The sequence below is a fragment of the Pseudomonas sp. TCU-HL1 genome, from assembly GCF_001708505.1.
Lineage (GTDB): Bacteria > Pseudomonadota > Gammaproteobacteria > Pseudomonadales > Pseudomonadaceae > Metapseudomonas.
The window spans coordinates 3,266,046-3,290,847 of record NZ_CP015992.1 but is presented as its reverse complement, the minus strand read 5'-3'; the positions used below and the strand labels follow the sequence as shown (position 1 = coordinate 3,290,847).

The following is a 24,802-nucleotide window of genomic DNA, read 5'->3' as shown; positions in this document are numbered from 1 at the left end:
CTATCACTGCCGGAACGGCACCCGGATATACTCGCCGGCATCTTCCCCGACCCGTACGACAGGAGGGTGCCGTGGATTACCTCGGCGCGTTGCTGGCCATTTCCGGCGTACTGGTGCTGAGCGTCGTCAGCCCCGGTCCCAATTTCGCCATCGTCACTTCCACCGCGACCCTGAGTTCGCGCCGTGCCGGCGTGGCCACCGGGCTTGGCCTGGCTGCTGCCTCCGCCACCTGGGCGCTGCTGGCCGTCGCCGGGTTGGGGCTGATCGTGTCGCAGGTGGAATGGCTCTATCTCGGCATCAAGCTGGCCGGCGCCGCCTACCTGATCTGGCTGGGCGGACGAATGATCCTCGGCGCCCGCAAGCCCACCGCCGCCGCACCGGGCACGCTCGAATCCAGCGCCTTCGCCGCCGCGCGCAAGGGCTACCTGGTGAGCATGACCAATCCCAAGGCGCTGGCCTTCTACGGCAGTATCTTCGCCGTGATGGTGCCGGTGCATGCGCCGGCCTGGTTCTACGCGGCCATCGTCGTCATCGCCGCCGGGGTCTCCGGCTTCTGGTACTGCGGGATGGCGCTGCTCTTCTCCAACCCTGCGGTGCGCGGCGGCTTCATGCGTTTCAAGGCCGTGTTCGAGACCCTGATGGGCGTGTTCCTGCTGGGGCTGGGTGGCAGGTTGTTGCTGAACCGTTGAAGCCTTTTCTGTGGGAGGCGAATTCATTTGAACGTGGTCATGAGTCACCGGCTCTGCCTGTGACGATTCGAGTCGGCGAACCAGCAGGATGCTGCTGGTCCCGTAGGGTGCGCCGCGTGCACCGTGAGACAGACTCGGAGTTGCCACCATCGCCGCGGTGCGCATGGCGCACCCTACGGCTGGGCACGGTGGCGCAGATCAGCCGGGTGCTGCGTGTGAGGATAGGGGGCAAACGCAAGTCCACGTTCTACGAACGTGGATGTTTACTCGCCAAGTGCGGCGAAGCTGCCCCTTGCAAGGTCGAAGGGTGAAGCTGCGGTCCGCTTGGCGATTGAAATCGCTCCCACAATCGGGCGTTCCAGTGCCTTTGCACCACGTTGGTTCGTGCTCGCTACGTAGTATTACGTAGCCGTGCTTCGTAGTTGTGCGAATGTCTCCGCGCGCGCTGGGCGCCGATAGTGTCGGCTGCCCTTATCCGGGCATAAACAACAACAAAAGCCGCCGCAGGTAATCCCAAGCGGCAGGAGACAATTCAATGACTCAACTGGCTACCCGAATCGCCTGGTTCGCTGTTGCCCTGCTTGGCGCTTTCGCGCTGGGTACCGTGGCACTGCGCCGGGGCGAAGCCATCAACGCCCTCTGGATCGTTACTGCTGCAACCGCGATCTACCTGATTGCCTACCGTTACTACAGCCTGTTCATCGCCAATAAGGTGATGCAGCTGGATGCCTCCCGCGCAACACCTGCGGTGTTGAACAACGACGGCCTGGACTACGTTCCGACCAACAAGCACATCCTCTTCGGTCACCACTTCGCCGCCATCGCCGGCGCCGGCCCGCTGGTGGGCCCGGTACTCGCTGCGCAGATGGGCTACCTGCCCGGCACCCTCTGGCTGATTGCCGGGGTGGTCCTGGCCGGTGCGGTGCAGGACTTCATGGTGCTGTTCCTCTCCACTCGCCGCAACGGCCGTTCGCTGGGCGACATGGTCCGCGAAGAGATGGGCCGGATTCCGGGCACCATCGCCCTGTTCGGCTGCTTCCTGATCATGATCATCATTCTCGCGGTGCTGGCTCTGATCGTAGTGAAAGCCCTGGCGGAAAGCCCGTGGGGCATGTTCACCGTGATGGCGACCATTCCGATTGCGGTATTCATGGGCGTCTACATGCGCTACATCCGCCCGGGCCGCATCGGCGAGATTTCCCTCATTGGCGTGGTGCTGCTGCTGGCCTCCATCTGGCTGGGCGGCATCGTGGCCGCTGACCCGGTCTGGGGCCCGGCCTTCACCTTCACCGGCGTGCAGATCACCTGGATGCTGATCGGCTATGGCTTCGTCGCCGCCGTGCTGCCGGTATGGCTGATCCTCGCCCCGCGTGACTACCTGTCGACCTTCCTCAAGATCGGCACCATCGTCGGTCTCGCTATCGGCATCCTGGTTATCGCTCCCGAGCTGAAAATGCCGGCGCTGACCCAGTTCGTCGACGGCACCGGCCCTGTGTGGAAGGGCACGCTGTTCCCGTTCCTGTTCATCACCATCGCCTGCGGTGCGGTGTCCGGCTTCCACGCGCTGATCTCCTCGGGCACCACGCCCAAGCTGCTGGCCAACGAAACCCACGCCCGCTACATCGGTTACGGCGGCATGCTGATGGAGTCTTTCGTCGCCATCATGGCCATGGTCGCCGCTTCGGTGATCGAGCCGGGCGTGTACTTCGCCATGAACAGCCCGGCCGCGCTGGTGGGCACTGACGTCAACGCCGTCGCCGCCACCGTCACCAGCTGGGGCTTCGCCATCACGCCGGAAGTGCTGCAGCAGACCGCCACCGATATCGGTGAACACAGCATCCTGGCCCGTGCCGGCGGTGCGCCGACCCTGGCCGTGGGCATCGCGCAGATCCTTCACCAGGTGCTGCCGGGCGAGAACACCATGGCCTTCTGGTACCACTTTGCAATCCTCTTCGAGGCGCTGTTCATCCTCACCGCGGTGGACGCCGGGACCCGTGCCGGTCGTTTCATGCTGCAGGACCTGCTGGGCAACTTCGTCCCAGCCCTGAAGAAGACCGAATCCTGGACCGCCAACGTCATCGCCACCGCCGGCTGCGTGGCCATGTGGGGCTGGCTGCTGTACCAGGGCGTGATCGACCCGCTGGGTGGCATCAACACCCTGTGGCCGCTGTTCGGCATCTCCAACCAGATGCTCGCCGGTATCGCCCTGATGCTGGGCTGCGTAGTGCTGATCAAGATGAAGCGCCAGCGCTACGTCTGGGTAACGCTGATTCCCGCCACCTGGCTGCTGATCTGCACCACCACCGCGGGCCTGATCAAGCTGCTCGACCCGAACCCGGCGGTCGGTTTCCTGGCCCTGGCCAAGAAGTACAGCGATGCCGCAAACGCCGGCCAGATCCTGGCTCCGGCCAAGGACATGGGCCAGATGCAGCATGTGATCTTCAACGCCTACACCAACGCGACCCTGACCGTACTGTTCCTCTTCGTGGTGCTGAGCATCCTGTTCTTCGCCATCAAGGTGGGCCGCAGCGCCTGGATGAAGTCTGAGCGCACCGACAAGGAAGCGCCGTTCCAGCCGATTCCGGACGCGTGAGGAGACCGCGAGCATGTTCAATGACCTCGGCCGCATGGGTAAGTACCTCGGGCAGGCCGCGCGCATGCTCGTGGGCATGCCCGACTACGACAACTATGTCGAGCACATGCAGAACAAGCACCCGGACAAGCCGGTCATGACCTTTGATGAGTTCTTCCGCGAGCGGCAGGATGCCCGCTATGGCGGCGGCAAGGGACGGCCCATACGCTGCTGTTGAACCCCTGATGCGGTAACCTGAGCGCCACGCCTAGTCGTGGCGCTCTTCTTTCCGGCTGCCGTAGGCTGGACATCGCCTTTCATGTCCACCAATCGCGCAGCAATCAAACTCCGATGGTGGATCGATGAAGCGTGATCCACCCAACGAATGGCTCTGCTTTTGCGCGGGGCCATTGCTGAATCGAGGAATCCCGATGTCTGCCCATCTCCCCATCCCGGTCACCGTGCTCAGCGGCTTCCTCGGTGCCGGCAAGACCACGCTGCTGAAGCACATCCTCAAGGCCGAGCACGGCCTGAAGATCGCCGTGATCGAGAATGAGTTCAGCGAAACGCCCATCGATGGCCAACTGCTCGGCGACGAACCCGTGCAGGTGATGACGCTGGCCAACGGCTGCGTCTGCTGCTCCATCCACGTCGAGTTGGAGAAGGCGCTGTTCCTCCTGCTGGAGCGCCTGGATGCCGGCGAGCTGGCCTTCGACCGGCTGGTGATCGAATGCACTGGCGTCGCCGACCCGGCTCCGGTGGCGCAGACCTTCTTCGCCGATGAAGAGCTCTGCCAGCGCTACGTGCTGGACGGCATCATCACCCTGGTGGATGCGGTGAACGCCGAGCGCCACCTGCAGGAAACCATGGCCCAGGCCCAGGTGGGCTTTGCCGACCGCATCCTGGTGAGCAAGCGCGACCTGGTAGACGAAGCGCACTTCGAGGCGCTCTGCCTGCGCCTCTCACGCATCAACCGCCGCGCGCCGATTCGCGTGGTGGACCATGGCCGCATCGATCTCGCCGAGCTGCTGGACGTGCGGGGCTTCAACCTCAACGCCGATGTCGGCCCGGCACTGAGTCTGCGCCCGCTGACCCCCGCCGGCACACCCGACCGCATCGGCACCCTGGTGCTGAAAAGCGAACGCCCGCTGGACATCGACAAACTCAGCGCTTTCATGGAACAGCTGCTGGAGGAGCACGGCAATTCGATGCTGCGCTACAAGGGCGTGCTGTCCATCGCTGGCGAGGAACGCCGCCTGGTGTTCCAGGGCGTGCTGCGGCTCTACGGCTTCGATTGGGATGCCGAATGGCAGGCCGGTGAAGTGCGCGAGAGCGTGATGGTCTTCATCGGCGACCAGCTGCCGGAGGAGACGATCCGCACCGGCTTCGAAGCCGCGCAGGTTTAGATTCCTCCCTCTCCCTCCGGGAGAGGGCCGGGGTGAGGGTGCAACCAGGCGAATGACCATGCAACTCAAGCACAAGATCGTGACGCTCAGCGTCCTGCCACTCATCGCGTCGGTGCTCTTCATCTGCGTGCTGGTGTTCGCCCAGAGCCAGAAGCTGGAAGAGGAGCAGGCCCGGCTGGTGGAGAGCAGCATCATGGCGGCCAAGAAGGCCGAGCTGAAGAACTACCTGGGGCTGGCCCTGAGCCTGATCGCCCCCTTGTACGAGAGCGGTCGGGACGACGAACAGACGCGGCAGCAGGCGCTGCACATGCTGTCGCGGGCGAACTTCGGCCTGGACGGCTACTTCTTCGTCTATGACCGCAACGGCAAGAACCTGATGCACCCCCGGCAGGCGAACCTGGTGGGCAAGGAACTCATCGGCATGAAGGACAAGAACGGCCTGCCGGTGATCCAGGCGCTGCTCGACAGTGCCGAGAAGGGTGATGGCTATCAGCTCTACACCTGGGAGAAACCCTCCACCGGGCAGGTGACCGAAAAGCTCTCCTACGTGGTGATGCTGGACCGCTGGGGCTGGATGCTGGGCACCGGCATCTACATCGACGATGTGGAAGTGGCCATGCTCAAGTCCCGCCAGGAGGTGGCGACGGGCGTGCTGACCACGGTACTGGCCATCGCGTCCTTCTCACTGATCGCCGTACTGGTGGTGTTCAGCGGCGGGCTGATGCTGAACTTCACCGAGCATCGTCTGGCCGACCGCAAGCTTTCCGCCCTCAACCAGCGCATCGTCCACCTGCAGGAGGAAGAGCGTTCACGGGTGTCCCGTGAGCTGCACGACGGCATCAGCCAGCAACTGGTGTCCATCAAGTTCCAGTTCGAGCTGGCCAGCCTGGAGCTGCAGAACGGCCAGGGCCGAGGGCTGGAGAACCTGCGTTCGGGCACGACGCGCCTGGGCGAGGCCATTGGCGAAATCCGCCGCATCTCCCACGACCTGCGGCCATCGCTGCTGGATACCCTCGGCCTGTCGCCGGCCATCGACCAGCTGGTGCGCGAGTTCGAGCAGCGCACCACGATCCGCACCCAGTTCGAACGCGGGCTGGACGACGCCGAGGTGGAGACGGAGGTGTCCGTCACCTTGTTCCGTATCATTCAGGAGGCCCTGGCCAACATCGAGCGCCATTCGAAGGCCAGCGCCGCTATAATTTCGCTCTCCACGTCGAGGCGGGTCATTGCCCTGCGCGTGGAAGACAACGGGGTGGGATTCGACCCCGGCCTGATGGACAAAAGCCAGGGAATCGGGCTGCGGAACATCAGGGAGCGGGTTGACCACCATCGTGGGACCTTCACCATTTCCTCCTATCACGGCCGCACGGAGCTTCAGGTCGAGATACCCGTGCAACGAGCTTGAACGGCTCTCCAGACAGCAGAACCAAGAGGCCGTGATGAGCGTGACCCATCCCATCAGAATCGCGCTGATCGACGACCACGTGCTGGTGCGCGACGGCGTGAAATCCCTGCTCTCGGCGATGCCGCATTTCGAGGTGGTGGCCCAGGCCGAATCCGGCGCCGAGGCACTGGAGCTGGTGGCCACCACCGAACTGGACCTGCTGCTGGTGGACGTCGGCCTCAAGGACATGAACGGCCTGGAGCTGACGCGCAAGCTGTGCAGCCTCTATCCGGGCATCAAGATCCTGATCCTCAGCATGTACGACAACCAGGAATACGTGCGCACCTCCATCAACGCCGGCGCCTTCGGCTACGTGCTGAAGAACGCGCCGTCCACCGAGCTGATCGCCGCCATCGAGGCCATCGTCGCCGGCGGCAGCTTCTACAGCCCGGAAATCGCCCGCAAACTGGCCACCAACGTCCGCGACGAGAACGAACTGACCCCGCGCGAGCTGCAGGTGTTGTCGATGATCGCCAAGGGCCTGAACAACAAGGAAGTGGCCCGCGAGCTGGATATCAGCGTGCGCACGGTGGAAACCTACCGCCTCAGCATCCGCCGCAAACTGAACATCGACACTCCCGCCGCCCTGGTCAAGTACGCCCTGGAGCATGGGCTGATCTCGATCTGAGTCCACGTAGGGTGCGCTGCGTGTTCAGCCGGGATAGATGGGTAACGCTTGTCGGGAGACATGGGTAACGGGTTGATGATCATGTCTTGCCCGGTCTCAAGTCGACTTGGCGCAGGGTCTTGTGGATGAACACCACATCGTAGACGCCATCGACGGCGGTGGGGCGGAGAGCGACGCGTTCCCCGTACAGCCCCCCGCCGACGAACAGGCTGCGTCCCTGGAAACTGACCTGGCCGACGCGGCCGACCTTGAGCACCCGGTCGCCCGGTTCGTAGTCCAGTTCAGGCAATTGCTCCGGGTAGCTGCGCCGGCTTGGCTGGTAGCGCGTGATCGGTGGCAGTTGGCCCAGCGCCTCATGCGGGCGGTCGTGGTTGTACTGCTCCCGCCAGTGCGCCATCGCCTGCTGGCAGTGCGCCAAGTCGCGAAACGAGCGCTGCAGTAACTCGCGCTTGAGTGTCTGGTGGAAGCGTTCCAGCTTGCCCTGGGTCTGCGGATGATGAGGGCGGCTGTGGCTGACCTCGATGCCGAGCCGCATCAGCCAGACCTCCAGGGCGGACAGGCCGCCCGCGATGTTCGAGCCCCAGGGCGGACCGTTGTCGGCGGTGATCCGGCGCGGTAGGCCATAGCGGCGAAAGACCTGGATCAGGTGCGGTCGAACCAGTTCGAGGCGCTCGCCCTCGCAGGCCTCCAGGCAGAGGGCAAAGCGTGAGTGATCATCCAACAGCGTCAACGGGTGGCAGCGCGACGAGCGGCCGTCGGCGAGCGGGAAGTGGCCCTTGAAGTCCATCTGCCAGAGCTCGTTCGGCTGGCAGTGCTCGAAGCGCTGCGTGGCCGGAGCTTCGGCCTCCTCGGCGTGGTAGCGCACCCGGCAACCATGGCGGCGGAGGATGGCGTCGAGGGTGCTGTGGTGGGGACGCTCGAACGCGGCCGGCAGCAGGCCGCGCAGCTTGCGGGCGCCCCAATACGGGAAACGGTGGTGCAACTGCACCACCGCCTGTTCCAAGTCCGGGTCGCTGCGCCCAGGGCTGTGCAACGGCCGGCGTGAGCGCTCCTGCAACCCCGCATCGCCGTGCTCGCGGTGGCGCTGTAACCATTTGTAGGCGGTTTTCGGGCTGATGCCGTAGCGCCGACACAGCTCCCGCACGTTGCTCTGCGGTTGTTCGGCCAACCGCACAAACTCGCGTCGAATCGACATGGTGGTGCACTCCTGCCACGGCATCGCTCGAACTCCAGAGTCGAAGGATTCCGTAAGCCTAAATGCGTTACCCATGTCTCCCGACACCCGTTACCTATGTCCCCCGGCTGAACACACGCCGCAGCCCAAGGTGCAGCATCAGGAGAAACATGAGGAAATTTCGCCACTGAAGAGCTTTGGTCCAGAATGTATTTCGTGCGGATATCGGCGGAAAAATCTCATAGAGGTCTTCGACCACTGTTGCAGGTAGTGCTCGAATGGCAGCTGGAGGCTTTGGTCTCGCCGGGGAAACCTGGGAATAAAGGCGATCAAGCCTTAGGAGCCGGCTGTGAACCTTACTGTAATCATTGGCTGACGAGGCGCTCAGGTGACTGACAGTGTCCGCGACAAATGATCTCGCTGATCCCCATGCTTGGTTGTTATTGACACCGCGTAGGCTGCCGTCATTCCTGAGGCTGGCGAGAAAGCTACTCAGTGCGGATTCCAGCAGGGGCATATCTAGCTCGGAGAGCATTCGATCCAGAGCGCCTGATCCAAACTGCCGCTCAGTAGCCTGGTAGAACCTCTCTACGGCGTATAGATGCTGGTCTGCCCCGGAACTGGTGGACAGGTAGTTAAGAGCTACTGCTCGCATTTCGCCGCTCAAACTCCATCGGACTGAGGTAGCCCAACGTCGAGTGGCGCCGGCGGTGATTGTAAAAGCGGATGTAGTCGAACAGGTCGGTTTTCGCCTCCTGGTAGCTGGCGTAACGCGTCAGGTACACCCGTTCGGCCTTCAGCGAACGGAAAAAGCTCTCCATCGCGGCGTTGTCCCAGCAGTTCCCCGGACGTGAATGGCTGGGCACGATGCGATGCCGCCGCAGCAAGGCTTGGTAGTCATACGCGCAGTATTGGCTGCCGCGATCCGAGTGCAGCAGTACCTCCGCCTGTGGTTGGCGGCGTGCCACAGCCATCTCCAGCGCAGCATGCACCAGGGCTTGCTGCATGCGATGGTGCATCGCCCAACCGACGACGGCGCGTGAATAGAGATCGAGCACGACGGCCAGATACAGCCAGCCTTGGGCCGTCCGCACGTAGGTCATGTCCGAGACCCAGTGCCGATTGGCGCGATCCGAGGCGAACTGGCGATCCAGGTGATTTGGGGCAATCGGCAGAGCGTGACGACTGCTGGAAACCAGCCGCCAGCGTTTGCGCGAGCGAACGCGCAGGCCGGCTTCGCGCATCAGTCGAGCAACCCGGTGCCGACCACACGCCTGCCCCATGGCCGCCAACTCGGCCTTGATTCGGCGATGGCCATAGATCCCATTCACCTCATGGTGGATGGTGCGGATCTCCTTGCTCAGACGCCGATTCGCCATCTCTCTCGCCGAAGGTGGCCGCTGCTGCCAGGCATAGAAGCCGCTGCGTGATACCCGCAGCAGCCGGCACATCGGCGCTACGGGATAGCGACCGGCCAACGCCTCGATGGCGTGGAACTTCACTTCGTGGGCTGCGAGAAGATGGCGAGCGCCTTTTTTAAAACATCGCGCTCCATGGTGACCTGGGCCAGTTGCTGGCGTAGCCGACGCAGCTCCGCACTCTCACCGCGCTGCTTGCCATTGCCCGGAAAGGCATCGTCACCTTGCTGTTCGTACTGGCGCTTCCATTTGCCCAGCAGGCTTTCAGCGATGCCGAGCGTCTCGGCGACATGACGAAGCGGTGTGCCGGCAAGCACCTGGTCTACCGCTTCGCGTTTGAAGGATTCGGGAAAACGTCGTCTGGTCTGGGTCATGAACACTCCTTGCGGTGGGCATTATCCACCTTAAGTCAGTGTCCACTCAGCCCGGGACAGACCATGCTGCCCTCGAGTTGTGAGCCCCATATTGGCCTTAAGGACGTCGGCCCACCCAGTCGCCCAAAACCTGGGAAGGCTCAGATCATCAATCAGAAGCCAACCCTTGGTCGATTTTGGAGTAGAAGGATTTCGAAGCTTGATGCATGCCATAGGGCGGCGATGCTAGAGACGAAGAGCCAGCGCTGGCAAGCCTGGAGTCATGAGCCATAGGACTGCGTTGAGCTATAGAGGAGCGTAAGTGCAACACTTCTGAAGCGGCATTCGTTTAACATAATATAGATTATGCGAAGCCTTGGATTTCTCTTCCTGCCCGTTCCTCGCGAGCCTTCAAGCAGCATTCAGCGTGCTGAACACGCCAGCCGCCAGCGATTCGCTCGAAATGCCCGGCGCCCTTCGGGACCAGCAAGCCGCAGCGATAACAGGTACCAGGGAAACGGTTTCTCATGACGACATCAACACCTCGCCGTCTTCGTCCGTCAGTTCCCACCAGGAACAAAACGCCTCGATCGACTGGAGCCGTAGACAGGCGTGGAACTGGGTTTCCACCTCTTCCTCGTGCTCATGACCAGGATCATCGACAAGCTCGTAGCTCAGGATCATACGGAACTCCAATTATGCGAAGCCATAGGAGGTGACGGCGGAGCCGTTCCCCGTGGTTTTTGAAGGTGGTAACCGGCGATGGCGAGCTGGCGACGCTGCGGGCTGTTCGGAAGGAACGATCCAGACCGTCGCCCCTGCCTACCGTGATCGGGTCCCTCCCGCAAGCGGGAGCCCTCCCAATCACGTTAGTCCGCGACGCCGGCCGTTGTCACTTTCGAGGCCAGGCCGGTGGTCGGCAGGTCGGCAACGACGAACCCTACGTCAAAGCCCTTGTAGGTCAGGCTAACAACCGTATCGGACTCATAGGCCACTTCATAGCCGGCGGTACGGAGATCATCGAACGACACGCGACGGATCGGCTGGCCGTTCTGCGCGATGGTCACATAGCCACCCAGGAACTCTTCCTCAACACCATTGCGGAAGCGCTTGCCCTTGAGCAGCGCCTGGAGATGCATCGACAGACCCTGGTACGGATGCAGCTTCTGCTCAGGCCCACGAGGCTGAGCAACTTCGCCAGGTACAGGCGAAGGCGCAACTACCGGCGTCGGCTCCTGGTGCTCGACCTGGACTGGCTTTGCCTTAGGTGCCGGAGGAACTTTCTTTTCATCATCTTTAGTAGCCTGATAAATAACGAAGCAAAAGAAGAAGAGAAAACAAAGTGCAGCCCCCTTAAACGGCCAACGCTTCCAGATCGGAATAATGTCATTGGCATCCAGCTCCTGGGCGGCGGCACTTGACCTCGTATGCGACTTGTAAAGCGCGAAGTACTTCTTCTCATATTTACGATCCGTAGTGTTGACGACATCACCGCGCAATCCGTCCTGGACCTTGCGGATATACCGATTAGAAAAGCCAAACGCCGTAGCCTTCTTGCAGCGATAAACAACCTGAACTAGGTCACGAATCGCCTTATTGATCTTGCCGTAACTCTGCGTAATCAGAAGTACGTCGGCCAGTTCGTGACGGTGCAGGGAGAACCATTCCTCAACGCGCACTTGCTCCTTCGGGTCAGGCCCGCGAAGCGGGATTGCAAGATGGCATTCATCGACCACATACAAAGGACCAACACCCGTCACAGGATGGCGCCACGTATCACCGTAATGATCCAGGCGACTAAAAGGCCGCACAAGTTCGCCATCTATCAATTGAGGCTGACGAATCTCGATTAATTTCGTGCAGCCCGGCCAATAACTCTCCCAAACGTCCAGGGCGAGCGGCAAGTTAGTAATCACTCGCCTCCCCTGCTCCACCACGGCCGGTATTACATGAAACGCCACGGACTCATAAGATTTGCCGCCACCTGGTTGACCCAGCATCAGGTTAATCATGATCAGGACCCCCAGCGAACGAACGGGATAGTTTGCAGCAAGAAACGGACTACCAGGGCGGCGACAATCATCGTCAGTGCCTGAGTAAGGCCAATAACGCCGAGCATATTCACAACATCAGGCGGGAGCATGCCGTAATACGTCTGAGGATTAAACGGAACATCAATAGTAGATAGCGCAGAAGAAGCCAGCCCCAATACGCTCTCTAGGACCCAGCATGCGAGATCAGTAACGATATTCCACAAATCATCAAAAACGCGCTTGACCACTGCCAGCAGCCAACTGGCAACCGCCGAAATCTTGGCCAGCAACGCGGTGAAGAACTGAAATATGGCTCCCATATCAGCCTCCAAACATAATGTAGCGACAAGCGAACGCCGCAGTTACCAGGAAGATGCTTTTAACAAAGTCGAATACATAACAGATGCTTTGAAACGGAATAGTACCGAAGTTAGCCATAGCGCCTATGGCGAAATTCATAGACCAAGTTGGGCAAGTCCCAGAGAAGCTAGGAACAAACGAGTGCAGAAATGAAATGAATTCACTGTTTTCAAAGTCAGACTTCGCCTCACTCCAAACGCCCTGGAATCCGTCAGGATATTTTTGTTCGTAAAATGGGGTTACCTCAGGAAGCTCGGAATCATCAAACGTATATTGCTCTTCCGGCTCAGATTCAGTATCGGGAGGAACTTCTTGCGGCGCACTTGTATCCTGAGAAGTCTCGGTGGAAACCAGCTGACCATCCTGAGTCACCGTTGAGGTGGTAGTAGAACCCGTATCGAAATAATTCGGTCCATAAGTGAAGTTGTACTGCGTCGAGTTGTTTGTTACCTGGGTACCGGTAGAACCGTCCGGCTTAAGGTAAGTTTTCGTGCTCGACCAGGAAGGCCCCACCGCCGTGGCAGGCCCAGAGAAACTCAGCGTAGAAGTCGCCTTATAGCAGGCCGCTGGATCAGCATCCTGCTCACAAACAAACTTCTGATACTGCAACCAATCCGACGCAGGACGCCCAGCGGTATAGGTGTCCAAGGCGCTGTAATCAGCTTCAGCAAGATCAGTCTTGGTCGTCTTGATATCCGAGACCGAAATAGCCTTGGCGCCCGAAGACGGCCAAATACCCGAGGGATACCACGAATAACCCAACCCCGAAGCCGTACAGTTATTCACGTGCTGACTAAAGTCTGCCGGCCGGCCACTGCCGCCGTTTTGAACTGGCGTGAAAACGCCGACCGCATACAGCACACCGCCAAAGGTGGTCACAGTGATCTTGTCGAGCGTCTGCGACGCGGGATAAATCTGGCAAATGTTTAACGGGTTAAACGTGCCTTCACCAGATACCGGCATGTTCTGATAAGTCTTTGCCTGCTTTTGCAACTTTGTATTATCGTCGCTCATGACCCAACCCACCCCCGCGACCGCCGCCGTCACCGCCGCATTCAAAGCCAATGAAGCTGGATTAGTTTTAACGATGTTCTTAAGGCGCGTAACAATGGGAGCCTTAGGAACTACCGCCTTAGGCGTAACCTTAACTCGCGTAATTGAACCATCAGGCCCATTACCTGGAAGAGCTTGACTCGGACCATAAGGAAACTGAGGAGTACCAACAGTAGAGGCGGCAGGACGAACTGTAGGCGATGGAGAATCCCCTGCACTAAAACGAGAGCCCGATACAACATCGTAATAAGTGTCGGCGCCAAAATAAGCCAGTTCACCATTTGGCGTTTGGAAGCTTGGAGTATGCGCAGTCTTACCAACTTGCTGCGCTGTAGTTTTGATCGGTGCACGAACGGCCGCCGAAACAGGGAGAGAGAAAACAAACAGCGCTAAAAGCGCTGCTGTATGCCGAGAACAAATGCCCATCCGCCTATTACTCCACCGATAAACACCAGCGAGTAAGCGAGCATGGCTATATCCGCCGGAGAAATCGCTAATTGTTCCATTAGGGTTTAGAGGGGATATTGCTATCCCCTCCCCTGGCCTTAGGCCATTTTGACGCCGCGTTTGCCGAGGCCGATCGCCTTGAAAGCCATGGTGATACCGATGATCAGAACACCGGTAGCGCCCACCCAAGCGGCAACATCAGTCAGGTCTACGGAAGCGAAAATCTCAGCCATGTTGTTTCTCCATTACAGTTTTTTAATGACGCCAATTGCGACGCCGATTTTCATGCCCATCGCCCAGCAAGTGACCGTGAGCAAGAATCCTGCGGTATACACGGTCGTTAAACCCTCTACCGTCAAAGTTGTTAGAGACTCCGGCATAGAGCCCCCGTTAGTTGATTAATCCGATTCCTCGGAGTTACAGAAGGGGCAAAGTTGCTCGCCGTCTTCCACCAGGATGCCGGGATCGTCCTCTTCGAACTCTTCCCCGCAGTCATCGCACTCAAGGCTCATAGTTAGCCCTGCGCAGCTTTTGGAGCGGTAGAAGTCGGAGCCGGACGGATATCCGAAGAAACACGACGGCCCTGACGTGGATCGAGGTCGAACACTACGCGTCCATCTTTAACTTCGCCCTTGAGAGGGACTTCATAGTCCCCAGTCGGCAGCACTTCTTGTTCGCTACGGCAGTAGTAGGAGAACTTCTGCGGGAAGTCGCAGCCCGGAAGATGGGCGTAGGCTTCTGCCATGGTATAAGGCTTGCCCGCACCAGAAGTACCGCTACGGAAGGTGCAGGAAGCAGTGATGGAGACTTTCACGAATACATTGGACATAGTTTGCTCCAGGAAGAGTTAGGAGTTTGGAAGTTCAAAGGCGTCGCCCAGGAAAGGGGCGCCACTACTGCGCGAAGCGACAAGTTGCCACTTCTTTTCTTTCGCGAGTTGAACGCGATCAGAAAGAATTTCAGCCGGAGTCCTGGACTCGACGACCCGGATAGCCTCGGCAATAACACTGCCGGTAACTTCCATTTTGCGAATCTTGCCTTGCATCACAGACCGAGAGTCGATCTTTCCGCCAAAATAGTTGTCAAACATGCTCTTCATGCTTGCGCCCTCCTGGTGGAGAAATGAACAAGATTCTTTTCAAAGAAGAAAGACGGAATAGCCGCTGGCTTAGCTTCCAGGACGCGAATCATCGGAATAACGTTCGTGTCATCGCGTCGATCGCACCTGATATTGATATCAATACCCAGCGAGAGAAGTTCTTTGCGATGGCGGTAATACGTAGGCTTCGAAAGCATGCTGAATAAGTCATGGCCTTGCTTCCAAAGAACGTACGTAGCGCGAAGCTTATTCGGCAACTCAAGAAGTTGCTGGCTGTTAAGTTCAATTTGCTCAGACATATCAAGTTCCCCAATAAAATGGCGGTACTGAGCCCATAGAGCCGCCGGGGTGAGTTTGTGACCGTATTCCAGGTCGAGCGCCTTAAGCTTCTTCGACAGCAACCGAAGTTCAACACGAAGCTTGTTATCGATGAATTCGTGAATCTCAGGAATTGAATGGAACTCTTCGGCCAACTTGTGAGAGCCCTTTCCCGTAATCTCGTCAGCCTTGCAATAACAGGTAATACGCCAATGCGTACTACCCTTGCCAAATATCAGAGTTCCGCGATCATGAACGGGCCGTCCATGCCGAGACTTGCACTTGAACTCACCAGCTCGCAACCAGGAGCGAACATCCGACCTACTTGGAAGTTCAAACATGCGGTTATAGTCGATGCGGGTAACGCGGTACTGCCCTGCCCTAACTTTCTGACGTTCAAAGTCAGTAGGCTCAAGTTGAAATATCCCGCAGACCCTGGCGAAAACATCCCAAACGAGAGCGAGCAAGTCATCCGAACCAACAAGGTTGTGGCCTTGAAGCCACTTGGAAGGGTTTCCATCGATATAGAGGTGAGTTGCATTGCCTTTGCCGTCCCCGCCTACGCTACGAACATGCATCGACGACTCATGCGAGCCGCGAACTTGCATCTTGCGAGGGGTCTCCCAGGCAATCGTTCCGTCCGCTTCGATGCAGACCACCGCCCCAGCCTGGAGGGGCGAATGGTTCAGCTCGATGAACAGCGACGTCCAGTCAATCATCCCTGCACCTGAGTTTCTCAGAAATTAGATTCCGGTGCGGAAATTAGATTCTTAGAATCTCAATGTCAAGGCTCTGAGAAAATCAGGCTACGATAGAAAGCGCCAAGCACTTGACGCACAAGGAAAACATGCCAACCAAACACATCGACGATGCAACGTGGCGGAAGGTCGAGAAAGAGACCGTCAAAGCCGTCATCCACCTCCAGGCATCGGTCAAAGACACCGAGGTTCTACGCTGGCTGATCCTCAAGGGCCTTGAGGAAATGACCCCAGAGGACCTGGAGCGCTTCCACAAAAAAAGGGACTAGCAGCCCCCGCAATAGGTCGTCGCCGGAGCAGGCAAAGAACGACCAGGAGGGTGGAAGCAAGGAAGCGATAAAGCGTCGATGAAGTAAAAAAATGAGACAAAAGTCGGGTATTACCAGTACCCGACTTTCCCGGCCCACCCAGCGCGCCGGAAACACACCTAAAGCACGCCAGGAAAGGGCCTAGAAATGGGAATGCAGGACAGGGAGTGGTATCGGCAGGAACAGCGGGAAAAGCGCCAGAAAAGCGAATCAAGGCCACCGCTGCCGCTTGAAACCCCAAAGAAGTCACCAAGGCTGAACCTGACCACACCGATATTCCTGGTGCTCGCTAGCGCAATGCTGGCCGCGATCTTGTGGCTGTAAAAGTCTGCACGACCATCGCGCCGCCCCAGCTGGGCTAGACGGGCGAGTCGTTCCTCGGAAGGTTGAAGACCTGCAATTGGCCTCCCCGGCGTGCGATGTGTAACGCCGCTGCGAGCAACTGAGGGTGATCATGGCGCGAGGTGGGTCCGGCGCGGCGGAGGCCTAGGGGGTCGCGGACGTGCACCGAGGGGCGGGAAATGGTCCCAGAATCTCTTCCAGGACCGCGGCGCCGGCGAGGGTTTTGGTACCTATTTGATCCAGAGCCCATAACGGACTGCCAACACCAAGCAGGAAGCAGCGATCAGGCAGCCACCAAAAATCAAGAACGCATCGATAACTCCCATCAGGAACGCCCCTGCCGGTTCAACCGGGCCAAAAAGTGATCCATGGTCTCGCCAACCTGAGGAGTCAGCTTGGTTTCGGTACCAAAATCATCCGCTGCAGGAGCCGGCCGGCGCCGAGCTGGTGACGATTCTGGTACCGAATCGTTGAGCAAGTCGCCCTGCCCTGTCGCTTCCAGGAGGAGGATGGCAGCAGATCGGGCGCCCTTCAGGGTCTGATCACGGACGGCCACCAGCTCTTCCAGGCGGGCAATCTCGCGCTTCTGCCACTCAACGGTTTTGACCAGGAAGTCGTATTCAGCGGCAGCCTTGGCGTATGCCTTGGAACCGGTGGACGAGCCGGTCTGACGTTTCAGCTTTTCGACGAAGGCATCGTCGGCATCCGGGATCTTGATCAGCATCTTCAACTCTCCATTTGGTACCAATTGCGAGATCCAGGGCATGACCTGGTCAGCCAAAAAGGTACCAATACCCATCGAGAGTCGCAATAGCTTTGGTACCAAACTTTCAACCAGGTGCAGATCCTCGAGGTCGAAAATGGTACCAGTCAGAGGTCCAGGATTGCCCGGCACGCTTCCTGGAGCGCTTCAAGGCGAGCATCGAAATCGGCCCCTTCGCGATCCAGCTGATCAACACGACCACGCAACTTGCGCACCTCGGAAACGAGCCTGGGATAGTCCTGAAGCACATAACAGACTGCGTCCAGGTCCTCACGCCCAGGAGCGTACAAACGCGCGTCCTGGACGAGATTGGAGGGGATAACGAGGGGGATGGGCTTGCGCATAATCGCCATTACGTTACGCGAGGCCCGGAGGGCTACGCCAGTGTCCGGACCCCGCTCAACGTAACGCCTGAAATTATGCGAAGCCTTGGATTTCTCTTCCTGCCCGTTCCTCGCGAGCCTTCAAGCAGCATTCAGCGTGCTGAACACGCCAGCCGCCAGCGATTCGCTCGAAATGCCCGGCGCCCTTCGGGACCAGCAAGCCGCAGCGATAACAGGTACCAGGGAAACGGTTTTCTCATGACGACATCAACACCTCGCCGTCTTCGTCCGTCAGTTCCCACCAGGAACAAAACGCCTCGATCGACTGGAGCCGTAGACAGGCGTGGAACTGGGTTTCCACCTCTTCCTCGTGCTCATGACCAGGATCATCGACAAGCTCGTAGCTCAGGATCATACGGAACTCCAATTATGCGAAGCCATAGGAGGTGACGGCGGAGCCGTTCCCCGTGGTTTTTGAAGTGGTAACCGGCGATGGCGAGCTGGCGACGCTGCGGGCTGTTCGGAAGGAACGATCCAGACCGTCGCCCCTGCCTACCGTGATCGGGTCCCTCCCGCAAGCGGGAGCCCTCCCAATCACGTTAGTCCGCGACGCCCGGCCGTTGTCACTTTCGAGGCCAGGCCGGTGGTCGGCAGGTCGGCAACGACGAACCCTACGTCAAAGCCCTTGTAGGTCAGGCTAACAACCGTATCGGACTCATAGGCCACTTCATAGCCGGCGGTACGGAGATCATCGAACGACACGCGACGGATCGGCTGGCCGTTCTGCGCGATGGTCACATAGCCACCCAGGAACTCTTCCTCAACACCATTGCGGAAGCGCTTGCCCTTGAGCAGCGCCTGGAGATGCATCGACAGACCCTGGTACGGATGCAGCTTCTGCTCAGGCCCACGAGGCTGAGCAACTTCGCCAGGTACAGGCGAAGGCGCAACTACCGGCGTCGGCTCCTGGTGCTCGACCTGGACTGGCTTTGCCTTAGGTGCCGGAGGAACTTTCTTTTCATCATCTTTAGTAGCCTGATAAATAACGAAGCAAAAGAAGAAGAGAAAACAAAGTGCAGCCCCCTTAAACGGCCAACGCTTCCAGATCGGAATAATGTCATTGGCATCCAGCTCCTGGGCGGCGGCACTTGACCTCGTATGCGACTTGTAAAGCGCGAAGTACTTCTTCTCATATTTACGATCCGTAGTGTTGACGACATCACCGCGCAATCCGTCCTGGACCTTGCGGATATACCGATTAGAAAAGCCAAACGCCGTAGCCTTCTTGCAGCGATAAACAACCTGAACTAGGTCACGAATCGCCTTATTGATCTTGCCGTAACTCTGCGTAATCAGAAGTACGTCGGCCAGTTCGTGACGGTGCAGGGAGAACCATTCCTCAACGCGCACTTGCTCCTTCGGGTCAGGCCCGCGAAGCGGGATTGCAAGATGGCATTCATCGACCACATACAAAGGACCAACACCCGTCACAGGATGGCGCCACGTATCACCGTAATGATCCAGGCGACTAAAAGGCCGCACAAGTTCGCCATCTATCAATTGAGGCTGACGAATCTCGATTAATTTCGTGCAGCCCGGCCAATAACTCTCCAAACGTCCAGGGCGAGCGGCAAGTTAGTAATCACTCGCCTCCCCTGCTCCACCACGGCCGGTATTACATGAAACGCCACGGACTCATAAGATTTGCCGCCACCTGGTTGACCCAGCATCAGGTTAATCATGATCAGGACCCCCAGCGAACGAACGGGATAGTTTGCAGCAAGAAACGGACTACCAGGGCGGCGACAATCATCGTCAGTGCCTGAGTAAGGCCAATAACGCCGAGCATATTCACAACATCAGGCGGGAGCATGCCGTAATACGTCTGAGGATTAAACGGAACATCAATAGTAGATAGCGCAGAAGAAGCCAGCCCCAATACGCTCTCTAGGACCCAGCATGCGAGATCAGTAACGATATTCCACAAATCATCAAAAACGCGCTTGACCACTGCCAGCAGCCAACTGGCAACCGCCGAAATCTTGGCCAGCAACGCGGTGAAGAACTGAAAATATGGCTCCCATATCAGCCTCCAAACATAATGTAGCGACAAGCGAACGCCGCAGTTACCAGGAAGATGCTTTTAACAAAGTCGAATACATAACAGATGCTTTGAAACGGAATAGTACCGAAGTTAGCCATAGCGCCTATGGCGAAATTCATAGACCCAAGTTGGGCAAGTCCAGAGAAGCTAGGAACAAACGAGTGCAGAAATGAAATGAATTCACTGTTTTTCAAAGTCAGACTTCGCCTCACTCCAAACGCCCTGGAATCCGTCAGGATATTTTTGTTCGTAAAATGGGGTTACCTCAGGAAGCTCGGAATCATCAAACGTATATTGCTCTTCCGGCTCAGATTCAGTATCGGGAGGAACTTCTTGCGGCGCACTTGTATCCTGAGAAGTCTCGGTGGAAACCAGCTGACCATCCTGAGTCACCGTTGAGGTGGTAGTAGAACCCGTATCGAAATAATTCGGTCCATAAGTGAAGTTGTACTGCGTCGAGTTGTTTGTTACCTGGGTACCGGTAGAACCGTCCGGCTTAAGGTAAGTTTTCGTGCTCGACCAGGAAGGCCCCACCGCCGTGGCAGGCCCAGAGAAACTCAGCGTAGAAGTCGCCTTATAGCAGGCCGCTGGATCAGCATCCTGCTCACAAACAAACTTCTGATACTGCAACCAATCCGACGCAGGACGCCCAGCGGTATAGGTGTCCAAGGCGCTGTAATCAGCTTCAGCAAGATCAGTCTTGGTCGTCTTGATATCCGAGACCGAAATAGCCTTGGCGCCCGAAGACGGCCAAATACCCGAGGGATACCACGAATAACCCAACCCCGAAGCCGTACAGTTATTCACGTGCTGACTAAAGTCTGCCGGCCGGCCACTGCCGCCGTTTTGAACTGGCGTGAAAACGCCGACCGCATACAGCACACCGCCAAAGGTGGTCACAGTGATCTTGTCGAGCGTCTGCGACGCGGGATAAATCTGGCAAATGTTTAACGGGTTAAACGTGCCTTCACCAGATACCGGCATGTTCTGATAAGTCTTTGCCTGCTTTTGCAACTTTGTATTATCGTCGCTCATGACCCAACCCACCCCCGCGACCGCCGCCGTCACCGCCGCATTCAAAGCCAATGAAGCTGGATTAGTTTTAACGATGTTCTTAAGGCGCGTAACAATGGGAGCCTTAGGAACTACCGCCTTAGGCGTAACCTTAACTCGCGTAATTGAACCATCAGGCCCATTACCTGGAAGAGCTTGACTCGGACCATAAGGAAACTGAGGAGTACCAACAGTAGAGGCGGCAGGACGAACTGTAGGCGATGGAGAATCCCCTGCACTAAAACGAGAGCCCGATACAACATCGTAATAAGTGTCGGCGCCAAAATAAGCCAGTTCACCATTTGGCGTTTGGAAGCTTGGAGTATGCGCAGTCTTACCAACTTGCTGCGCTGTAGTTTTGATCGGTGCACGAACGGCCGCCGAAACAGGGAGAGAGAAAACAAACAGCGCTAAAAGCGCTGCTGTATGCCGAGAACAAATGCCCATCCGCCTATTACTCCACCGATAAACACCAGCGAGTAAGCGAGCATGGCTATATCCGCCGGAGAAATCGCTAATTGTTCCATTAGGGTTTAGAGGGGATATTGCTATCCCCTCCCCTGGCCTTAGGCCATTTTGACGCCGCGTTTGCCGAGGCCGATCGCCTTGAAAGCCATGGTGATACCGATGATCAGAACACCGGTAGCGCCCACCCAAGCGGCAACATCAGTCAGGTCTACGGAAGCGAAAATCTCAGCCATGTTGTTTCTCCATTACAGTTTTTTAATGACGCCAATTGCGACGCCGATTTTCATGCCCATCGCCCAGCAAGTGACCGTGAGCAAGAATCCTGCGGTATACACGGTCGTTAAACCCTCTACCGTCAAAGTTGTTAGAGACTCCGGCATAGAGCCCCCGTTAGTTGATTAATCCGATTCCTCGGAGTTACAGAAGGGGCAAAGTTGCTCGCCGTCTTCCACCAGGATGCCGGGATCGTCCTCTTCGAACTCTTCCCCGCAGTCATCGCACTCAAGGCTCATAGTTAGCCCTGCGCAGCTTTTGGAGCGGTAGAAGTCGGAGCCGGACGGATATCCGAAGAAACACGACGGCCCTGACGTGGATCGAGGTCGAACACTACGCGTCCATCTTTAACTTCGCCCTTGAGAGGGACTTCATAGTCCCCAGTCGGCAGCACTTCTTGTTCGCTACGGCAGTAGTAGGAGAACTTCTGCGGGAAGTCGCAGCCCGGAAGATGGGCGTAGGCTTCTGCCATGGTATAAGGCTTGCCCGCACCAGAAGTACCGCTACGGAAGGTGCAGGAAGCAGTGATGGAGACTTTCACGAATACATTGGACATAGTTTGCTCCAGGAAGAGTTAGGAGTTTGGAAGTTCAAAGGCGTCGCCCAGGAAAGGGGCGCCACTACTGCGCGAAGCGACAAGTTGCCACTTCTTTTCTTTCGCGAGTTGAACGCGATCAGAAAGAATTTCAGCCGGAGTCCTGGACTCGACGACCCGGATAGCCTCGGCAATAACACTGCCGGTAACTTCCATTTTGCGAATCTTGCCTTGCATCACAGACCGAGAGTCGATCTTTCCGCCAAAATAGTTGTCAAACATGCTCTTCATGCTTGCGCCCTCCTGGTGGAGAAATGAACAAGATTCTTTTCAAAGAAGAAAGACGGAATAGCCGCTGGCTTAGCTTCCAGGACGCGAATCATCGGAATAACGTTCGTGTCATCGCGTCGATCGCACCTGATATTGATATCAATACCCAGCGAGAGAAGTTCTTTGCGATGGCGGTAATACGTAGGCTTCGAAAGCATGCTGAATAAGTCATGGCCTTGCTTCCAAAGAACGTACGTAGCGCGAAGCTTATTCGGCAACTCAAGAAGTTGCTGGCTGTTAAGTTCAATTTGCTCAGACATATCAAGTTCCCCAATAAAATGGCGGTACTGAGCCCATAGAGCCGCCGGGGTGAGTTTGTGACCGTATTCCAGGTCGAGCGCCTTAAGCTTCTTCGACAGCAACCGAAGTTCAACACGAAGCTTGTTATCGATGAATTCGTGAATCTCAGGAATTGAATGGAACTCTTCGGCCAACTTGTGAGAGCCCTTTCCCGTAATCTCGTCAGCCTTGCAATAACAGGTAATACGCCAATGCGTACTACCCTTGCCAAATATCAGAGTTCCGCGATCATGAACGGGCCGTCCATGCCGAGACTTGCACTTGAACTCACCAGCTCGCAACCAGGAGCGAACATCCGACCTACTTGGAAGTTCAAACATGCGGTTATAGTCGATGCGGGTAACGCGGTACTGCCCTGCCCTAACTTTCTGACGTTCAAAGTCAGTAGGCTCAAGTTGAAATATCCCGCAGACCCTGGCGAAAACATCCCAAACGAGAGCGAGCAAGTCATCCGAACCAACAAGGTTGTGGCCTTGAAGCCACTTGGAAGGGTTTCCATCGATATAGAGGTGAGTTGCATTGCCTTTGCCGTCCCCGCCTACGCTACGAACATGCATCGACGACTCATGCGAGCCGCGAACTTGCATCTTGCGAGGGGTCTCCCAGGCAATCGTTCCGTCCGCTTCGATGCAGACCACCGCCCCAGCCTGGAGGGGCGAATGGTTCAGCTCGATGAACAGCGACGTCCAGTCAATCATCCCTGCACCTGAGTTTCTCAGAAATTAGATTCCGGTGCGGAAATTAGATTCTTAGAATCTCAATGTCAAGGCTCTGAGAAAATCAGGCTACGATAGAAAGCGCCAAGCACTTGACGCACAAGGAAAACATGCCAACCAAACACATCGACGATGCAACGTGGCGGAAGGTCGAGAAAGAGACCGTCAAAGCCGTCATCCACCTCCAGGCATCGGTCAAAGACACCGAGGTTCTACGCTGGCTGATCCTCAAGGGCCTTGAGGAAATGACCCCAGAGGACCTGGAGCGCTTCCACAAAAAAAGGGACTAGCAGCCCCCGCAATAGGTCGTCGCCGGAGCAGGCAAAGAACGACCAGGAGGGTGGAAGCAAGGAAGCGATAAAGCGTCGATGAAGTAAAAAAATGAGACAAAAGTCGGGTATTACCAGTACCCGACTTTCCCGGCCCACCCAGCGCGCCGGAAACACACCTAAAGCACGCCAGGAAAGGGCCTAGAAATGGGAATGCAGGACAGGGAGTGGTATCGGCAGGAACAGCGGGAAAAGCGCCAGAAAAGCGAATCAAGGCCACCGCTGCCGCTTGAAACCCCAAAGAAGTCACCAAGGCTGAACCTGACCACACCGATATTCCTGGTGCTCGCTAGCGCAATGCTGGCCGCGATCTTGTGGCTGTAAAAGTCTGCACGACCATCGCGCCGCCCCAGCTGGGCTAGACGGGCGAGTCGTTCCTCGGAAGGTTGAAGACCTGCAATTGGCCTCCCCGGCGTGCGATGTGTAACGCCGCTGCGAGCAACTGAGGGTGATCATGGCGCGAGGTGGGTCCGGCGCGGCGGAGGCCTAGGGGGTCGCGGACGTGCACCGAGGGGCGGGAAATGGTCCCAGAATCTCTTCCAGGACCGCGGCGCCGGCGAGGGTTTTGGTACCTATTTGATCCAGAGCCCATAACGGACTGCCAACACCAAGCAGGAAGCAGCGATCAGGCAGCCACCAAAAATCAAGAACGCATCGATAACTCCCATCAGGAACGCCCCTGCCGGTTCAACCGGGCCAAAAAGTGATCCATGGTCTCGCCAACCTGAGGAGTCAGCTTGGTTTCGGTACCAAAATCATCCGCTGCAGGAGCCGGCCGGCGCCGAGCTGGTGACGATTCTGGTACCGAATCGTTGAGCAAGTCGCCCTGCCCTGTCGCTTCCAGGAGGAGGATGGCAGCAGATCGGGCGCCCTTCAGGGTCTGATCACGGACGGCCACCAGCTCTTCCAGGCGGGCAATCTCGCGCTTCTGCCACTCAACGGTTTTGACCAGGAAGTCGTATTCAGCGGCAGCCTTGGCGTATGCCTTGGAACCGGTGGACGAGCCGGTCTGACGTTTCAGCTTTTCGACGAAGGCATCGTCGGCATCCGGGATCTTGATCAGCATCTTCAACTCTCCATTTGGTACCAATTGCGAGATCCAGGGCATGACCTGGTCAGCCAAAAAGGTACCAATACCCATCGAGAGTCGCAATAGCTTTGGTACCAAACTTTCAACCAGGTGCAGATCCTCGAGGTCGAAAATGG

The 24,802-nt window shown here is 57.7% G+C and carries 32 protein-coding genes; 10 read left to right on the top strand and 22 right to left on the bottom strand.

The window, feature by feature from the left end; translation table 11 throughout:
- Positions 1–71 precede the first annotated feature (71 nt).
- The 6 genes from THL1_RS15325 to THL1_RS15300 all read left to right on the top strand — a co-directional run bounded on the left by THL1_RS15325 (position 72) and on the right by THL1_RS15300 (position 6,739).
- Positions 72–689: a LysE family transporter gene (locus THL1_RS15325; RefSeq protein ID WP_069084032.1), complete on the top strand. Its 618-nt coding sequence runs from the start codon at positions 72–74 to the stop codon at positions 687–689.
- A gap of 535 nt (positions 690–1,224) precedes the next feature.
- Positions 1,225–3,282 (top strand): carbon starvation CstA family protein, encoded by a 2,058-nt coding sequence (locus tag THL1_RS15320; RefSeq protein ID WP_069084031.1) that lies wholly within the window; start codon positions 1,225–1,227, stop codon positions 3,280–3,282.
- Between the two features lie 13 nt (positions 3,283–3,295).
- On the top strand, positions 3,296–3,499 hold the full coding sequence (locus tag THL1_RS15315; RefSeq protein WP_069084030.1) for a YbdD/YjiX family protein: 204 nt from the start codon (positions 3,296–3,298) through the stop codon (positions 3,497–3,499).
- A gap of 193 nt (positions 3,500–3,692) precedes the next feature.
- The gene (yjiA, locus tag THL1_RS15310) at positions 3,693–4,667 is read left to right on the top strand and encodes a GTPase (protein WP_069084029.1); all 975 of its coding nucleotides are present in this window, start codon (positions 3,693–3,695) and stop codon (positions 4,665–4,667) included.
- A 58-nt stretch (positions 4,668–4,725) separates the two neighbouring features.
- Complete coding sequence (locus tag THL1_RS15305; protein WP_069086530.1) at positions 4,726–6,072, top strand: cache domain-containing protein; 1,347 nt, start codon at positions 4,726–4,728, stop codon at positions 6,070–6,072.
- Between the two features lie 34 nt (positions 6,073–6,106).
- A complete protein-coding gene (locus tag THL1_RS15300; RefSeq protein WP_069084028.1) occupies positions 6,107–6,739 on the top strand; it encodes a response regulator in 633 nt (210 codons plus the stop codon).
- Between the two features lie 79 nt (positions 6,740–6,818).
- Here THL1_RS15300 and THL1_RS15295 read toward each other — a convergent pair whose 3' ends face one another.
- The 10 genes from THL1_RS15295 to THL1_RS15250 all read right to left on the bottom strand — a co-directional run bounded on the left by THL1_RS15295 (position 6,819) and on the right by THL1_RS15250 (position 15,713).
- Positions 6,819–7,958, bottom strand: coding sequence for an IS481 family transposase (locus tag THL1_RS15295; protein WP_069081451.1), 1,140 nt, complete (start codon positions 7,956–7,958; stop codon positions 6,819–6,821).
- A 590-nt stretch (positions 7,959–8,548) separates the two neighbouring features.
- A protein-coding gene (locus THL1_RS15290; RefSeq protein WP_414703673.1) for an IS3 family transposase occupies positions 8,549–9,705 on the bottom strand; the annotation gives its coding sequence in 2 pieces (ribosomal slippage) (positions 8,549–9,442 and positions 9,445–9,705; 1,155 coding nt in all).
- A gap of 504 nt (positions 9,706–10,209) precedes the next feature.
- Positions 10,210–10,368, bottom strand: a complete 159-nt coding sequence (locus THL1_RS30155) for a hypothetical protein (RefSeq protein WP_161490974.1) — start codon at positions 10,366–10,368, stop codon at positions 10,210–10,212.
- 185 nt (positions 10,369–10,553) lie between these two features.
- A complete protein-coding gene (locus tag THL1_RS15280) occupies positions 10,554–11,696 on the bottom strand; it encodes a zonular occludens toxin domain-containing protein (RefSeq protein WP_083245896.1) in 1,143 nt (380 codons plus the stop codon).
- Positions 11,697–11,698: 2 nt separating this feature from the next.
- Entirely contained in the window at positions 11,699–12,037 is a 339-nt protein-coding gene (locus tag THL1_RS15275; protein ID WP_069084022.1) for a DUF2523 family protein, read from the bottom strand.
- A 1-nt stretch (position 12,038) separates the two neighbouring features.
- On the bottom strand, positions 12,039–13,556 hold the full coding sequence (locus tag THL1_RS15270) for a hypothetical protein (protein WP_145928307.1): 1,518 nt from the start codon (positions 13,554–13,556) through the stop codon (positions 12,039–12,041).
- Between the two features lie 119 nt (positions 13,557–13,675).
- Positions 13,676–13,810, bottom strand: a complete 135-nt coding sequence (locus tag THL1_RS31030) for a hypothetical protein (protein ID WP_257784987.1) — start codon at positions 13,808–13,810, stop codon at positions 13,676–13,678.
- Between the two features lie 281 nt (positions 13,811–14,091).
- Positions 14,092–14,406: a hypothetical protein gene (locus tag THL1_RS15260; protein WP_069084017.1), complete on the bottom strand. Its 315-nt coding sequence runs from the start codon at positions 14,404–14,406 to the stop codon at positions 14,092–14,094.
- Between the two features lie 18 nt (positions 14,407–14,424).
- The gene (locus THL1_RS15255; RefSeq protein WP_069084016.1) at positions 14,425–14,676 is read right to left on the bottom strand and encodes a hypothetical protein; all 252 of its coding nucleotides are present in this window, start codon (positions 14,674–14,676) and stop codon (positions 14,425–14,427) included.
- Positions 14,673–15,713, bottom strand: a complete 1,041-nt coding sequence (locus tag THL1_RS15250; protein ID WP_069084015.1) for a phage/plasmid replication protein, II/X family — start codon at positions 15,711–15,713, stop codon at positions 14,673–14,675. The genes THL1_RS15255 and THL1_RS15250 overlap by 4 nt, the downstream gene beginning before the upstream one ends.
- A 128-nt stretch (positions 15,714–15,841) precedes the next feature.
- Between THL1_RS15250 and THL1_RS15245 the strand changes: the two genes are divergently transcribed.
- Together THL1_RS15245 and THL1_RS29715 are read left to right on the top strand one after the other, a co-directional pair.
- Positions 15,842–16,021: a hypothetical protein gene (locus THL1_RS15245; RefSeq protein ID WP_023124247.1), complete on the top strand. Its 180-nt coding sequence runs from the start codon at positions 15,842–15,844 to the stop codon at positions 16,019–16,021.
- Positions 16,022–16,207: 186 nt separating this feature from the next.
- Positions 16,208–16,384: an enoyl-CoA hydratase gene (locus THL1_RS29715; RefSeq protein ID WP_145928303.1), complete on the top strand. Its 177-nt coding sequence runs from the start codon at positions 16,208–16,210 to the stop codon at positions 16,382–16,384.
- Positions 16,385–16,727: 343 nt separating this feature from the next.
- On the opposite strand, the gene THL1_RS15240 is transcribed toward THL1_RS29715, so the two are convergent.
- The 11 genes from THL1_RS15240 to THL1_RS15200 form a co-directional block, all read right to left on the bottom strand.
- Positions 16,728–17,126: a hypothetical protein gene (locus tag THL1_RS15240; protein ID WP_069084024.1), complete on the bottom strand. Its 399-nt coding sequence runs from the start codon at positions 17,124–17,126 to the stop codon at positions 16,728–16,730.
- A 146-nt stretch (positions 17,127–17,272) separates the two neighbouring features.
- Positions 17,273–17,509: a hypothetical protein gene (locus tag THL1_RS15235; RefSeq protein WP_237234719.1), complete on the bottom strand. Its 237-nt coding sequence runs from the start codon at positions 17,507–17,509 to the stop codon at positions 17,273–17,275.
- 235 nt (positions 17,510–17,744) lie between these two features.
- Entirely contained in the window at positions 17,745–17,903 is a 159-nt protein-coding gene (locus THL1_RS30150) for a hypothetical protein (RefSeq protein WP_161490974.1), read from the bottom strand.
- A 179-nt stretch (positions 17,904–18,082) separates the two neighbouring features.
- Positions 18,083–18,979 (bottom strand): zonular occludens toxin domain-containing protein, encoded by an 897-nt coding sequence (locus THL1_RS15230; protein ID WP_250637539.1) that lies wholly within the window; start codon positions 18,977–18,979, stop codon positions 18,083–18,085.
- Between the two features lie 89 nt (positions 18,980–19,068).
- Positions 19,069–19,218 (bottom strand): zonular occludens toxin domain-containing protein, encoded by a 150-nt coding sequence (locus THL1_RS30930; RefSeq protein ID WP_250637543.1) that lies wholly within the window; start codon positions 19,216–19,218, stop codon positions 19,069–19,071.
- A 14-nt stretch (positions 19,219–19,232) separates the two neighbouring features.
- Positions 19,233–19,601 carry a DUF2523 family protein gene (locus THL1_RS15225; RefSeq protein ID WP_237234720.1) on the bottom strand — a complete coding sequence of 123 codons (369 nt, stop codon included), beginning with the start codon at positions 19,599–19,601 and terminating at the stop codon, positions 19,233–19,235.
- 171 nt (positions 19,602–19,772) lie between these two features.
- Positions 19,773–21,092: a hypothetical protein gene (locus tag THL1_RS15220; protein WP_145928308.1), complete on the bottom strand. Its 1,320-nt coding sequence runs from the start codon at positions 21,090–21,092 to the stop codon at positions 19,773–19,775.
- 119 nt (positions 21,093–21,211) lie between these two features.
- A complete protein-coding gene (locus THL1_RS31025; protein WP_257784987.1) occupies positions 21,212–21,346 on the bottom strand; it encodes a hypothetical protein in 135 nt (44 codons plus the stop codon).
- Between the two features lie 281 nt (positions 21,347–21,627).
- The gene (locus tag THL1_RS15210) at positions 21,628–21,942 is read right to left on the bottom strand and encodes a hypothetical protein (protein WP_069084017.1); all 315 of its coding nucleotides are present in this window, start codon (positions 21,940–21,942) and stop codon (positions 21,628–21,630) included.
- Positions 21,943–21,960: 18 nt separating this feature from the next.
- Entirely contained in the window at positions 21,961–22,212 is a 252-nt protein-coding gene (locus THL1_RS15205; RefSeq protein WP_069084016.1) for a hypothetical protein, read from the bottom strand.
- A complete protein-coding gene (locus tag THL1_RS15200; RefSeq protein ID WP_069084015.1) occupies positions 22,209–23,249 on the bottom strand; it encodes a phage/plasmid replication protein, II/X family in 1,041 nt (346 codons plus the stop codon). Before THL1_RS15200 ends, THL1_RS15205 begins: the two co-directional genes overlap by 4 nt.
- Before the next feature lie 128 nt (positions 23,250–23,377).
- On the opposite strand from THL1_RS15200, the gene THL1_RS15195 reads away from it, so the two are divergent.
- Both THL1_RS15195 and THL1_RS29710 read left to right on the top strand, forming a co-directional pair.
- Positions 23,378–23,557 carry a hypothetical protein gene (locus THL1_RS15195; protein WP_023124247.1) on the top strand — a complete coding sequence of 60 codons (180 nt, stop codon included), beginning with the start codon at positions 23,378–23,380 and terminating at the stop codon, positions 23,555–23,557.
- Positions 23,558–23,743: 186 nt separating this feature from the next.
- Positions 23,744–23,920: an enoyl-CoA hydratase gene (locus tag THL1_RS29710; RefSeq protein ID WP_145928303.1), complete on the top strand. Its 177-nt coding sequence runs from the start codon at positions 23,744–23,746 to the stop codon at positions 23,918–23,920.
- A 343-nt stretch (positions 23,921–24,263) separates the two neighbouring features.
- Here THL1_RS29710 and THL1_RS15190 read toward each other — a convergent pair whose 3' ends face one another.
- Positions 24,264–24,662, bottom strand: a complete 399-nt coding sequence (locus tag THL1_RS15190; RefSeq protein ID WP_069084024.1) for a hypothetical protein — start codon at positions 24,660–24,662, stop codon at positions 24,264–24,266.
- Positions 24,663–24,802 lie beyond the last annotated feature (140 nt).